12 protein-coding genes and 1 tRNA gene are annotated in these 12,789 nt (G+C 71.8%); 2 read left to right on the forward strand and 11 right to left on the reverse strand.

What is annotated here, in order from left to right:
* The first annotated feature begins 87 nt into the window (after positions 1 to 87).
* Positions 88 to 1,218, forward strand: a complete 1,131-nt coding sequence (locus ACFW9Z_RS15640) for a multiprotein-bridging factor 1 family protein (RefSeq protein ID WP_384640127.1) — start codon at positions 88 to 90, stop codon at positions 1,216 to 1,218.
* Positions 1,219 to 1,365: 147 nt separating this feature from the next.
* Here ACFW9Z_RS15640 and ACFW9Z_RS15645 read toward each other — a convergent pair whose 3' ends face one another.
* The 11 genes from ACFW9Z_RS15645 to galU all read right to left on the reverse strand — a co-directional run bounded on the left by ACFW9Z_RS15645 (position 1,366) and on the right by galU (position 11,965).
* Positions 1,366 to 2,574, reverse strand: a complete 1,209-nt coding sequence (locus tag ACFW9Z_RS15645) for a S1 family peptidase (protein ID WP_384640130.1) — start codon at positions 2,572 to 2,574, stop codon at positions 1,366 to 1,368.
* A 444-nt stretch (positions 2,575 to 3,018) separates the two neighbouring features.
* Entirely contained in the window at positions 3,019 to 3,723 is a 705-nt protein-coding gene (locus ACFW9Z_RS15650; RefSeq protein WP_384640133.1) for a TetR/AcrR family transcriptional regulator, read from the reverse strand.
* Positions 3,724 to 3,778: 55 nt separating this feature from the next.
* Positions 3,779 to 5,011 carry a serine hydrolase domain-containing protein gene (locus tag ACFW9Z_RS15655; RefSeq protein ID WP_384640136.1) on the reverse strand — a complete coding sequence of 411 codons (1,233 nt, stop codon included), beginning with the start codon at positions 5,009 to 5,011 and terminating at the stop codon, positions 3,779 to 3,781.
* Positions 5,012 to 5,165: 154 nt separating this feature from the next.
* Positions 5,166 to 6,098 carry a hypothetical protein gene (locus ACFW9Z_RS15660; RefSeq protein WP_384640139.1) on the reverse strand — a complete coding sequence of 311 codons (933 nt, stop codon included), beginning with the start codon at positions 6,096 to 6,098 and terminating at the stop codon, positions 5,166 to 5,168.
* 104 nt (positions 6,099 to 6,202) lie between these two features.
* Positions 6,203 to 6,276, reverse strand: a tRNA-Ala gene (locus ACFW9Z_RS15665).
* An 85-nt stretch (positions 6,277 to 6,361) separates the two neighbouring features.
* Positions 6,362 to 7,684, reverse strand: a complete 1,323-nt coding sequence (gene glpR / locus ACFW9Z_RS15670) for a gephyrin-like molybdotransferase receptor GlpR (protein ID WP_384640142.1) — start codon at positions 7,682 to 7,684, stop codon at positions 6,362 to 6,364.
* Between the two features lie 133 nt (positions 7,685 to 7,817).
* A complete protein-coding gene (locus ACFW9Z_RS15675; RefSeq protein WP_384640145.1) occupies positions 7,818 to 8,456 on the reverse strand; it encodes a GNAT family N-acetyltransferase in 639 nt (212 codons plus the stop codon).
* Positions 8,457 to 8,473: 17 nt separating this feature from the next.
* Positions 8,474 to 8,917 (reverse strand): molybdenum cofactor biosynthesis protein B, encoded by a 444-nt coding sequence (locus ACFW9Z_RS15680; protein ID WP_384640541.1) that lies wholly within the window; start codon positions 8,915 to 8,917, stop codon positions 8,474 to 8,476.
* Positions 8,918 to 9,144: 227 nt separating this feature from the next.
* Positions 9,145 to 9,645, reverse strand: a complete 501-nt coding sequence (moaC, locus tag ACFW9Z_RS15685) for a cyclic pyranopterin monophosphate synthase MoaC (RefSeq protein ID WP_384640147.1) — start codon at positions 9,643 to 9,645, stop codon at positions 9,145 to 9,147.
* Between the two features lie 99 nt (positions 9,646 to 9,744).
* On the reverse strand, positions 9,745 to 11,058 hold the full coding sequence (gene glp / locus ACFW9Z_RS15690; protein WP_384640149.1) for a gephyrin-like molybdotransferase Glp: 1,314 nt from the start codon (positions 11,056 to 11,058) through the stop codon (positions 9,745 to 9,747).
* A 4-nt stretch (positions 11,059 to 11,062) separates the two neighbouring features.
* On the reverse strand, positions 11,063 to 11,965 hold the full coding sequence (gene galU, locus ACFW9Z_RS15695) for a UTP--glucose-1-phosphate uridylyltransferase GalU (RefSeq protein WP_384640152.1): 903 nt from the start codon (positions 11,963 to 11,965) through the stop codon (positions 11,063 to 11,065).
* A 93-nt stretch (positions 11,966 to 12,058) separates the two neighbouring features.
* Here galU and ACFW9Z_RS15700 point away from each other — a divergent pair, with 93 nt between their 5' ends.
* Positions 12,059 to 12,676 (forward strand): 5-formyltetrahydrofolate cyclo-ligase, encoded by a 618-nt coding sequence (locus ACFW9Z_RS15700; protein WP_384640154.1) that lies wholly within the window; start codon positions 12,059 to 12,061, stop codon positions 12,674 to 12,676.
* Positions 12,677 to 12,789: the final 113 nt, after the last annotated feature.

The raw sequence follows: 12,789 nt of genomic DNA on the forward strand, positions 1-12,789 counted from the left end.
TGTTATCCGCCACCCGTCCAGTGGTCAACCAGTATGCGGGCGCCTGTCGGCCGGACCGCCGGGAGACCGCCGAAAACGGGGAGGGACATGTCGAGCAGGACGGATATCGATACCGACACCGAAGCCGACGTCAATGCCGAAGCCGAAGTCGATGTCAATGCCGACACCGACACCGACACCGACCCCGATGCCGACTTCGGGCTGACGGAGGCCGGGGGCGGCACAGCGACGGGAGCACCGGCTTCCGCGCGCCCCCTGGAAGCCCACACCACCGCCGCCCGCACGGGCGAGGCCATCACCGCCTCGGACCTGCACGCGGCGGCGACCGGCGCCGACACTTTCCCCGGGGTCCTGCGGCAGGCACTGAACCGGCGCGGGCTCTCGCTTGAGCGGGTGAGCGAACGCCTCAGGGGACGCGGCATCGCCATCAGCCAGGCCACCCTCAGCAGTTGGCAGCGCGGCCGCAGCCAGCCCGAACGGGCGCGCTCCCTGCGGGCGGTGGAGGTGCTGGAGGAGATCCTGGAGCTGCCCGCAGGAGCCCTGCGCTCGCTGCTCGGCCCGCGCAGGCCCCGTGGCCGGACCACACCGGCCGGCGACGAGGGGGCGGCGCTCCAGATCCTCGGCGAGGACTCGGTGGTGGAGAAGGCGCTCGGCGCACGGTTCCGCCACTTCAACCAGGAGACGAGCTCGCTGGTCGTCCACGACATGGTGACGATCGGCGAGAGCGGGACGCTGAGCGGGATCTCCACCACGAACGTGCTGCGGGCCGGCCGGGCGGGCGCGGACCGCGCGATCTTCGTGCTCAGCTTCGACGACGAGGCGGCCGAACCCGTCGACATCCGGGTGACCTGCGGCCGGCTCGTCGAGGCCACGTACCTCAAGGGGCTCAAGTCCCTGGTGCTGGAGATCCACTTCGGCCGGAAGCTGGCCAAACTGGATACCACGGTGGTGAGTTACGCGGTCGATGTGAGCCCGTCCGAGACCCCGGCCACGCACTACGAGCGCTGGTCGCGGACGAACCTCCACGAGTACCTCCAGCAGGTCTTCTTCCACCCCGGCGCGCTGCCGTCGGACTGCCACCGCTATGTCCGCGAGAAGGTCGGCGCCCCGCCCCGCGCGCAGCGGCGCATTCCGCTGAGCGACGCGCACAACGTCCATGTGCTCACCTCCCGCTGCAAGCCCGGTGTCCACGGGGTGGCATGGGAGTACGGACCGTAAACAGGCGGAACAGGCGGAACAGGCGGAACAGGCTGAGCGGGCACAACAGGTGGAACGGGAGACCGCCCAGGATGAGTGGACGGTCTCCCGTGCTTGCGGCACCTTCACCCGCGCGGGGCGACCCGGCGTCGGGCCGCCCCGGTGGGGCTACTTGGTGTTGAGCGTCAGCCCGTAGTACTTCAGGGCATCGTCGAGCGGCTGGAAGTACGACGAACCGGGCGAGTTCACCTGGCCGTTGCACCGCTGGCCGATCGGCCCGCCGGAGGTCAGCCCCTGGGCCTGGTTGCCGGAGACGTACGCGCCCCCGCTGTCCCCGCCCTGGGTGCAGACGCTGGAGCTGGCGAGACCGGTCACGACGGTGTCGGGCCCGCCGTTCTCGTCGGTGTAGGTGACGCTGACGTTGTACGAGCCGACCTTGCCGCAGGTCCAGCCGGTGGTCTGGCCGGACTTGCAGAGCGCCGAACCCTGCGGGGCCCGCTGGCTGCCCCGGACGGCGACCGTGCCCGCCTTGCCGTACGTGGTGATGTCCAGCCCGATCGAGTGGCCGGCGTCCACGGAGGCTATGCCCATGTCCACGCTGCGGGTGCCGAGCGCGAACCGGGTGTGGGTGCCCTTGGCGAACCGGGTCCCGTTGTACGCGAGTGCGGGCAGGTCCTCGATACAGTGCCCGGCGGTCACGAGCACCTGCTTGCCGTTACGGTCCTTCGCCCCGTACCCGACCGAGCAGAGGTAGCCGTTGAAGGTCATCCGGCTGCCCGGCGGCACGACGGCCTGGGTCTCCAGCTTCTCCTGGCCCTGGACGACCCGTACCGCGTCGCCGTTGCTCTTGGCGGCCTTGAGGAAGGTGCGGGTGGCGGCGTCCGACGTACCGTTCACCTCGACGGTCACGGTGTCGGACGCGAGGTCGACGGACCAGGCCGACACCCCGGCCGGGGCGCTCTTGAGGGCCTTGGCGTCGAGCTGGGCCTTGATCCGGTTCAGCTCGCTCTCGCCGCGCTCGGGGACCCGTGCTGCGAGCCCCGCCGCCTTGACCTCCTTGGCCGCCTCTGCGTCGGCGGCGTTGACGACGAGCGTCCCGTCCTTGGCGAAGAAGGCCCCGAGCGTGGAGACCCGGTCCGCCTTCAACTCCGCGAACCGGTCCTGCTGGTGGGCTTCCTTGTCCAGCCGTTCGGCGGCCTCCTTCTCGCTCACGCCCAGGGTGGTGGCGAGAGCGCTGACCATCTCCGGCTGGTACCGCAGCGGCGCGGATTCCTCCGTACCGGCATAAGCCCCTGTGGCGACTCCGGCCGACAGGAGGGCGCCGATGGAGGCCGCCACGATGTATCTGCGCGCGTTCTTCTTCTTTCCGTGCTTCACGCGATTCCTTCCGCTACACGGGCGAGCGTCCAGACAATGGGGGGGTGGCCACACCACGCCTGGGGACGCGCGATGTGTTCCGTGGACACTGCCCGGCGGCGATGACATGTTCCTGTCGCCGCGTCCCGAACTCTCGCGTAAGCGGAACTGCCGCGACAAGGACCGGAGAAGGGGCTCTTTTCTACAGAACTGGCCGAGAACTGTAGTGAAACCCGGAAGAAACAGAGCGGGAGGCGGTCTGGGCCCGCTGGTGCGGATACCAACAATGGCGACCTCAGCCGGGCTGCCCCCGGCCGGGCTGACCCCGGCCGCCGCGTCGAACGCTCAGGCTGTACGAGCCCGAGCACCGAACACTCAGGCTGTACGGGGCCAAGCGCGGGACACTAAGGCCGTACGCGCCCGAGCACCGAACACCCAAGCTGTACGGGCCCAAGCGCCGGCCCCTCAGGCCGTACGCGCCCGCAGGGCGATCGCGTCCAGGAGCAGCCCGAGCGTCGTCTCGAACTGGTCGTCCTCGTCGGCCTCGGCCAGGTAGGGCGCCACCGCGGCAAGATCCGGGTAGCGGCTCGGGGAGACCGCCAGATACTCGCGGCGCCAGGCCATCCGGTCGCCCTCCCGCGAGGTGCTGCCGAGGGCGACGACCGACGCCTCGTACGAGGACACGGCCAGGGCGGTGTCGACCAGGGTCCGGTAGTAGCGGGCCGCGTCGCGGTCGTCGAACCCCGCCTTGCGCAGGGCTCCGATGACCACGTCCGCACCGTGGAACTCCGCCTCGCGGCGGGCGACGCGGGTGGCGACGAGGACCGCGACCTGCGGGTGGGCCAGGCAGGCCGCGCGCACCCTGCGGGCCAGCGTCTCCAGTGTCGGGCGCCAGTCCTTCGAGGGTGCGAAGCCGTCCATCGCCTCCTGGAGCAGCCGCTCGGCGAGCCCGAGCAGGATCTCGTCCTTGCCCGCGAAGTGCCGTAGCACCGCCGTGTGGTTGGCGCCCAGGTCCGAGCCGAGGCGGCGCAGTGTGAGGGCGTCGGCGCCCTCCCGGTCCACCAGGGCGAACGCCGTGTCCAGGATCAGGTCGTGGTTGAGCGAGGTGGACGGCGGACGACCGCGCCGCGGCTTGGTCGGGGGCGCCGCTTTCGCCCGGGATGCGGTCATGTCCGACATCCTATCGACCGCCGTTCCCCCCCCTCGGGGTTCGGAAAGCCGGGCCTCAGCCGTCCGTCTCCAGGCGCGCGACGATGGCCGTCAGCGCGGCCACCGTCTCGGCGTCCCGGCCCTCGTCCTCCGCCGTGTTCCAGGCGCTCGTCTTGACCACCACCACGTCCGCCTCGGGATCCACCCAGAGGTACTGCCCGTGTATCCCGATCCCGGTGAACGAACGGCGCTCGCCGCCCAGCGTCCACCACTGGTTCGCATACCCGTAATGCCGTGGGTAGTCCGGGCCGAGCGCTCCCACATCCAGGTGCGCAAGGCCCGCGCCACGGCTCCGCTCGACCCACTGGGCGGGCACGATCTGCCGCCCGTCGAGCTCACCGCCGCGCGCCATCACCAGCCCGATCCGCGCCATGTCCCGTACCGCCGCGTTCAGCGAACCGCCGCCGAGCGCGGTACGCGGCCGACTGCGGGTGAGGAAGTAGTACGCGTCCCGCTCCGCTCCGATCCGGCTCCACAGGCGGCTGTGCGCGTACTGCGAGAGCGCCATGCCCGTCGCGGCCTCCAGGACCCAGCCGAGAACCTGGGAGTCCACGGTCGAGTAGTTGAACGTGCCGCCCGGCTCCGCCCCGCGCGGCAGCGAGCGCACCAGCTCCAGCAGGGAACCGCCGCCCGACACCGCCCGCTCGAAGTCCGCGAACGACGACGCGGGGTCCGCGTAGTCCTCCACGAACCGCGCACCGCTGCTCATGTGCAGCAGATCCTCGACGGTCGGCCCGTCGTACGCACCGCCCGCCAGGTACGGGAGATGGGTGACCACCTTGTCGTCCAGCGACCCGAGGGCCCCTTCCTCCAGGGCGATCCCGACGAGCATCGACGTGACCGACTTGGTCAGGGAGAACAACTGGAACCTGGCCTGCGGCGAGGCGAACCGCCCCGGGTACTCCTCGCACACCAGCACCCCGCGGTGCAGCACGGCGAAGCCCGTCGTATGGGTCCGCGCGTGCAGCTGAGCGAGGGTGCGCCGCTCACCGTCGTGCTCGTACGTGAATCCGCGCAGCCCCGGCTCGTACGGCAGCGGCCTGGGCGCCGAAGCCCGCGCCACCGGCTCCGTCGGCAGCACCGCCGACATGTGCGTGAACGCCCACTCGTTCAGTGGCCGGGAGAACGCCAGGTCGGTCTGGTGCCGCCACACCCATCCGGCCCCGGCCCCCAGCCCGGCGACCGCCGCCCCGAGCGCCAGGGCTCCGCCCGCTCGTCTCATGCCCGTGCCCATCACGACCTCCAGCATCCCGCCGACCGTAATTACGAACCAATGGTGACACCAGAGTTCCGGGAAGGCAAGGATGTCCGGTCCCGGGGAACGCCCCGGCGGCTGTTGCGCTGAAGACCGCTCCCCCTCCTCCGCCCACTGACCGTTTCCGGGCCGGAGGCGACCGCCTGACTCAGCAGTCGTAGCGGTGCGCGTACGGCATGTCCGGGCACTCGGGGCAGACGAAGAGGTACACGCCACCGAGATCGCCCATGTCCATCCCGTGACCGATGCCCCCGTGGTCGATGCCCCCGTGACCGATGCCGTCGGCGACCACGTGGTCCGTCCCGGTCCGACTGCCGGGGTCTGAGCTCTCCGGCCCCTGTTCGCCGAGCGGGAACCAGCGCCCTTCGGCCGGTTCCGAGGCGGTGATGCTGAGGAGGTGGTCCATGCGCCGGCCGCAGCGGCAGTCCGGCCAGTCGGGCTGCTGGAGCCAGCCCGGGTATCCCCCGACCTTGCTCTGGACGGTGACGGCCATCTCGTAGTACGAGAAGCCGAACGCCTCCTCCACCTCATCGAACCGTTGGCCCAGGCTCTGGGCCAGACCTGTCGGCAGATCCCCGTTCGGGTACTCCACCACTCGCGTCGGCGTCACCGTGCAGGATCGGGGCACGAAATCCTCGTCGTACGCGTACGGCAGCGGCGGATCCGACACCACCTGCCCCGCCCCGGCTGTCCGCTCGCTGCGCCAGTACACCTCGGGCCGCGCGGTCCCGGCCTCGTCATCGTGGATCAGGGGGCACCACACGACCTGCAGCACGTCCATGCCCGCCGGGAACGGCAGCTCGGGCACATCCCGTGCGTAGAGCTGCACGACCGGCACCATCGCCACCGGCTCAGGCCCCACGACCTCGGTGGGAGTCCTCAGCGGCTCCCAGTGCCCCGGCTCGGCACACAGCGGCCACGGCTCATCGGCCGGCCACAGCAGGGGCCCGCCGATGGAACTGTCCCGCACGCCGGGTTCGCCCCTTCGCGGATACAGCAGCGTCGATTCCCGTCCGAGGCCCGCGAGTTCCGGGATCAGCGATTCCACGTCGAACGGGGCTGGGGGGATGCGGTGGGGCACGGTGTTTTCCTTCTCGGTGAACGCAAAGATCCCGCCCGATCAATCAGATCGGACGGGATCTTGGGAACTCTCCCCGAGGTGACTCAGGAACAGTCGCGTTGTTGTGGACCTGTGGGGATTTGAACCCCAGACCCCCTCGATGCGAACGAGGTGCGCTACCAGACTGCGCCACAGGCCCTTGCAACGAGTGAAACTCTAGCACCCTCACCGGGGTGCTTGGAAATCCGTTCCTCCGCTGGTCAGCGGTGTCGGGTTCCGGGGCGTCACTCGTTGGCCGCGCGGGGCCGGTCCTCGTCGTCGTACTGGTCGAAGAGGGGGGTCCGGCCCCGGTCGCGGGTGCGGCGGGACTGGTTGGTGCGCTGGCGCGGTGCAGGGTCGACCGTGGGGGTGGTCGGGTGCGACGTGCCGGTCTGGGTGGGCTCGGCGGTGCTGGAGCGGGCGGCGCTCCAGGTTTCCGGGTCGCCGACCTCGACGCCGCCGGTGGCCCGGGGGGCGACGGGGGCGGTGACATAGGTGGGCAGCGGTACGGGGACGGGCTCCCAGCTGTCGCCCTGGACCCGGCCACGTTCGCGCTGCTGGTCCACCCACTCCGCGTGGTCCGTCTGCTCGACGAGGGCGCGGCGGCCGGCCTCCTGCGGGGAGACCGTGGGGGTGGGTTCCGGCTCCGGGTGGTGGGCCTCGGGGTCGTCGTCCGGCTCGGCGGGGGCGGAGGTGGCGGGCTGGTGCCTGCGGGGGCGGTTCTCGCGCAGCCGCTGCGCCGCGACCTCGGCCCGCCTGCGGTCCATGGTGAACGCGAACCGGCGGCGTTCCTGGGCGCGCAGATGCACGATGTACGTGCTCAGCAGCACGGCCGGAACGGCCGGTGCCCAAAGGAAGCCGAGCCCGCCGACCGCCGCCACGATCGCGCCGAGGGTGAAGGCCAGGAAGAGGACGACCGTCGTCCGCCTGCGCCGGGCCAGAACCTGGGAACGCTGGGCGCGCCGGGCCCGCTCGGCATCGGCGGCGCCGACGCGCGGGCGGCGCTGGGCCGGTGGGCCGTCGGCTGCCACGGGGCGCTCACCGGGGCGCCGTTCGTGCGCCGGGCGGTCCGACGGCTGGTGGGCCTGACGGTCCGATAGCTGGTGGGCCTGACGGTCCGACGGCTGGTGACCGGTCCGGTCCGGGGGCTGGTGGCCCGGTCGGCGGTCGTGCGCCTGGCGGTCGGAGGCCTGGTGGCCCGGGGCGGCGCGCTCGGGAGCGTGCGCCGGGTCGTGCACCCTGGCTTCGGTATGCGCCGGAGGCGCGGCGAAGGCCCGGACGTCCACGGAATCCATACGGTCCGTTTCGGCGTCCGGGTCGACGTCGGGCCCCGCCTCCTCAGCGGTGCGCTCCCGCAGCTCCCTGGCGTACCGGCGCTCCATCGCCGCCCGTCCGGACAGCAGCCGGATGGCGGTGCTGAAGCGTTCCGTCGGACGGGCTTCGTTGAGCTCGTCCTGCCTGCGGAGCCACATCGGCACCAAGTAGGCGGCCCAGGCCCCGACGATGACTGCGTAGATGAGGCCGCTGCTGCTCACGCTCACACCGTAGAGGGGTTTACGCGGAGGCATCCGCCAATTGGCCCGGTGTGTCGCACGATCCGGCTGATATCACGGACTTTTTTTGTGATTGATCGGATCAACAGTCACCGATAGTGCGACCTATTACAGCCATCCGTCGATCAAATTCGAACATATATTTTATTCAGTCGGACAGAGCCGATCCGCCGGGCTCTCCCGGGCTCCGTGGCGTCACGGGTCTCGTACGGCGCCAGCGCCGGAGCATCCCCTCGGGCACCTCCTCGGCCGTCAGCGCGAAGATCAGATGGTCGCGCCAGGCCCCGTCGATGTGGAGATAGCGCGGGCGCACGCCCTCGGAGCGGAACCCGAGCTTCTCCACCACCCGGCGGCTCGGCGCGTTCTCCGGGCGGATACAGACCTCGATGCGGTGCAGCCCCACCGAGCGGAAGCAGTGGTCGACCGCGAGCGCCACGGCCGTCGGCATCACTCCGCGCCCGGCGACGCCCTGGTCGACCCAGTAGCCGATGTGACCGGAGCACATCGAGCCCCAGGTGATCCCCGCGACGGTGAGCTGGCCGACGAGCCGTCCCTCGTACTCGATGGCGAACGGCAGCATCCGCCCGGCGTGTGCCTCGGCGCGCAGATGGCGGACCATCTGCCGGTACGTGGGCCGCTGCGCGACCGGGCCGCCGGGCGCGGGCGGCGGAACGGTGGCCTCCCAGGGGCGCAGCCAGTCGCGGTTGCGCCGGTTGACCTCACGCCATACCCGCTGGTCGCGCATCTTTATCGGGCGCAGGACGATCTCGCCGTCGGTCAGCGTCACCGGCCAGGTCGCGATGTTCAGCTCGGGCTCCCCGGTCGGGGGTGGTCGCCGCCGCGGAGCTGGTCGACGGCGTGCACCAGGAGCCGGGCGAGGACCGCGAGGCCGTCGCGCACTCCGCCGGTGGAGCCGGGCAGGTTGACGATCAGGGTGCGGGAGGCGACGCCCGCGAGGCCCCGGGAGAGCGCGGCGGTGGGGACCTTGGCGAGCCCCTCGGCCCGGATCGCCTCGGGGATGCCGGGGATCTCGTGGTCCAGGACGCGGCGGGTCGCCTCGGGGGTGGCGTCGGTGGGCGAGATGCCCGTACCCCCGGTGGTGACGATCACGTCGTACCCGGCGGCCACTCCGGCGCGCAGGGCCGCCTCGACCGGGTCGCCGTCGGGGACGACCTGCGGGCCGTCGACCGTGAAGCCGAGGGCGGTGAGCGCTTCGGCGATCAGGGGGCCGCCCTTGTCCGCGTACACCCCGGCGGAGGCCCGGTTGGAGGCGGTGACGACGAGCGCGCGGTACGGGGCGGACGGCCCGGCTCCGGCGGGCCCGGTTCCGGCAGGCCCGGTTCCGGCAGGCTCGGGCTGGTGGTGGCCGGGCGCCTGCGCGGGCTGCTCCCGGTCCGGCGCCTGCGCGGACCGGTGGTCGCCGGGCGTCTGCGCGGGCTCTTCGTGGCCCGCGGTTCCGGTGGGCTCGGGCCGTGTCACGCGTCCCGTCCCTCCGGTGCGGGGCGCCGGTAGTCGCCGGACTTGCCGCCCGACTTCGCCTCGACCCGTACGTCGGTGATGACCGCGCTCTTGTCGACGGCCTTGACCATGTCGATGACCGTCAGGGCCGCCACCGAGACCGCCGTCAGGGCCTCCATCTCCACGCCCGTGCGGTCCGTCGTCTTCACGGTGGCCGTGATCTCCACCGCGTCGTCCGCCACGCTCAGGTCGACCTTCACCCCGGAGACGGCCAGCGGATGGCAGAGCGGGATCAGGTCCGGGGTGCGCTTGGCCCCCATGATCCCGGCGATTCTCGCGGTGGCGAGGGCGTCGCCCTTGGGGACCCCCTCGCCCCGGAGCAGCTCGATGACGCGCGGCGAGACGAGGACCCGGCCGCTGGCGCGGGCGACGCGCGTGGTGACGTCCTTCTCCGACACGTCGACCATGCGGGCCGCACCCGCCTCGTCGATGTGCGTCAGCCTGTTCTGCGTACTCAACTCACTCCGCCTAGCGGTAGGGGCGCCGATCGGCCCGGGGTCCGGAGGGGGTCCCCCGGAAGGCACGGCGGCAGATACCGTACCGCCCCCGGGCGGCGGTCAGCGGAGCAGGATCACGTCCGTCTCCGTGCCGGGCTCGGCGGAGGTGGTGTCCTCGGGCAGCACGATCAGCGCGTCCGCCTGGGCGAGCGCGGCGATCAGGTGGGAGCCGGAGCCGCCGACGGGAGTGACCGTGCCCGCCTCCTCGTCGTACGTACCGCGCAGGAACTGACGGCGGCCGGCGGGCGAGGTGAGGGCCTTGTCGACATTCAGCACGGCCCGGACCGTGGGGCGGTGGAGGTCGTCCGTCAGGCCCATCAGGGCGCGGATGGCGGGGCGGACGAAGAGCTCGAAGGAGACATAGCTGGAGACCGGATTGCCCGGCAGGGCGAGCAGCGGGGTGTGGTCCGGGCCGATCGAGCCGAAGCCCTGCGGTTTGCCCGGCTGCATCGCGAGCGTACGGAAGTCGATGCCGCTGCCCGGCTCGTCCTCGTCCCCGGCGGAGGAGAGCGCCTCCTTCACCACGTCGTACGCGCCGACGCTGACGCCGCCCGTGGTGACGATGATGTCCGCGCGGATCAGCTGGTCCTCGATGGTGGCGCGCAGCGTCTCGGCGTCGTCGGTCACCGCGCCGACCCGGTAGGCGATGGCTCCGGCGTCCCGGGCGGCGGCCGTGAGCGCGTAGCTGTTGGAGTCGTAGATCTGGCCGCTGGTCAGCTCCTCGCCGGGCTGGACCAGTTCGCTGCCGGTGGAGAGGACGACGACGCGCGGGCGGGGCCGTACGACCACGGTCGAGCAGCCGATCGCGGCCAGGAGGCCGATCTGCGGCGGGCCGACGATCGACCCCGCGCGCAGGGCCAGGTCGCCCGGCCTGACGTCGCTGCCGCGCTCGCGGACATGGGCGCCCGCCTCGACGGGCCGGTGGACGCGGACCTCTCCGGTGGCGCCCTCCGGTGCGTCGGAGTGGGCGCGCATGGCGGCGGCCGGGCCCTCGCCCGTACCGCCGTCCGTCCACTCGACCGGGATCACGGCCTCCGCACCCGCGGGCAGCGGGGCGCCCGTCATGATGCGGGCGGCCTGTCCCGGCCCCACGACCTGGTCGTCGGCGAGCCCGGCGCTGCCCGCGGCGACGTCGCCGATGACCGTGAGGACGGCGGGGAACTCCTCGCTCGCCCCCTCGACATCGGCGACCCGCACCGCGTAGCCGTCCATCGAGCTGTTGTCGAAGGGCGGCAGGGCCACCTCCACGACGACGTCCTTCACCAGGACGCAGCCCTGCGCGTCGGGCAGTTGCAGCTCGATGGGTTCGAGCGGCCCCACCGTGGCGAGGATGTCGTCCAGGTGCTCGTCCACCGACCAGATCGTGCTGCTCAAGGGGTTACATCTCCTCGGTGACGTACTTGCGGAGCCAGGTCCGGAAGTCCGGTCCCAGGTCTTCACGTTCGCACGCCAGTCTGACAATGGCACGCAGATAGTCGCTCCGGTCACCGGTGTCGTAGCGACGGCCCTTGAAGACGACGCCGTGCACGGGGCCGCCGATCTTCTCGTCCTCGGCGAGCAGCTGGAGGGCGTCGGTGAGCTGGATCTCGCCGCCCCGGCCCGGCTCGGTGTGCCGCAGTATGTCGAAGACGGCGGGGTCCAGGACGTACCGGCCGATGACGGCGAGGTTGCTGGGCGCGTCCGCCGGATCCGGCTTCTCCACCAGGCCGGTGACCCGGACGACGTCGCTGTCCACGGTGGCGTCCGCGGCCGCGCAGCCGTAGAGGTGGACCTGTGCCGGGTCGACCTCCATCAGCGCGACGACGCTGCCGCCCTCGCGCTCCTGGACCTCCACCATCCGGGCCAGCAGGGCGTCGCGGGGGTCGATCAGGTCGTCGCCGAGCAGTACCGCGAAGGGCTGGTCGCCCACGTGCGGGGCCGCGCACAGCACCGCGTGGCCGAGGCCGCGCGGGTCGCCCTGGCGGACGTAGTGCATGGTGGCGAGGTCGCTGGACTCCTGGACCCTGGCCAGGCGTTCGGCGTCTCCCTTACGGGTGAGCGCGGACTCCAGTTCGTAGTTGCGGTCGAAGTGGTCCTCCAGGGGGCGCTTGTTCCGGCCGGTGATCATCAGTACGTCGGAGAGGCCCGCGGCCACGGCCTCCTCGACGACGTACTGGATGGCCGGCTTGTCGACGACAGGCAGCATCTCTTTGGGAGTGGCCTTCGTGGCGGGCAGGAAACGTGTTCCGAGACCTGCTGCCGGGATGACGGCCTTGCTGATCCTGGAGGGCGACTGAGTCATGCGCAGAACCTTAACGGGTGCACACAGACGGAAGGCGAGGTTCCGGTTAATTTTGCCCTTAAATATGTCCATACGAGAACAGGTGAGGCTCTCTTGAACACCGACAAGTCCGGAAACAGGTCTGTGAAGGTGCCCGCAAAAGCCTCTCTACGGAGCGAACTGCTCGCCGCACGGGCCCTCCTGACCAAGGAGGACGTCACCGGGGCCGCCGCGGTTCTCGCCGCCACCGCCCTGCTTCTGCCCGAACTGGCGGACGCCCGGACGGTGGCCGCGTACGTATCCGTGGGGCGCGAACCGGGCACCCGGGCCCTGCTGGACGCGCTGCGCGAGCGGGGCGTCCAGGTGCTGCTGCCGGTGCTCCTGGCCGACAACGACCTGGACTGGGCGGCGTACGGGGGCGCGGAGCACCTTCTGCCGGCCGGGCGCGGGCTCCTTGAGCCGGACGGGCCCCGGCTCGGCCCCGACGCCGTCGTGGCGGCCGACGCGGTCCTGCTGCCCGGACTGGCCGTGGACGGTGCGGGGATGCGGCTGGGGCGGGGCGGCGGCAGCTACGACCGGGTGCTGGCCCGGCTCGCGGCGGCCGGGGCGGACCCGGCGCTGATCGTGCTCCTGTACGAGAACGAGGTGGTCGCGCGGGTCCCTGTGGAACCGCACGACCACCCCGTGGATGCCGTGGTCACCCCGGCCGGAGCGCGGCGCTTCCCGGCCTGACCAGCCGGTCGGAGCGGTGCTTCACCAGCTGACGGCCGGAAGGCCCGGCGCTTCCCTTCGTGACAGCCGGGAAGCCCGGCACTTCTCTTGCTGACGGCCGGTCGGCGTCCGCC

Source organism: Streptomyces sp. NPDC059452, assembly GCF_042750035.1.
Taxonomy (GTDB): Bacteria; Actinomycetota; Actinomycetes; order Streptomycetales; family Streptomycetaceae; genus Streptomyces.

Coding starts and splice junctions, on each gene's coding strand:
- ACFW9Z_RS15640 (WP_384640127.1), top strand. CDS start 88: ATGTCGAGCAGGACGGATATCGATACCGACACCGAAGCCGACGTCAAT.
- ACFW9Z_RS15650 (WP_384640133.1), bottom strand. CDS start 3,723: ATGACCGCATCCCGGGCGAAAGCGGCGCCCCCGACCAAGCCGCGGCGC.
- ACFW9Z_RS15655 (WP_384640136.1), bottom strand. CDS start 5,011: ATGCTGGAGGTCGTGATGGGCACGGGCATGAGACGAGCGGGCGGAGCC.
- glpR (WP_384640142.1), bottom strand. CDS start 7,684: ATGCCTCCGCGTAAACCCCTCTACGGTGTGAGCGTGAGCAGCAGCGGC.
- galU (WP_384640152.1), bottom strand. CDS start 11,965: ATGACTCAGTCGCCCTCCAGGATCAGCAAGGCCGTCATCCCGGCAGCA.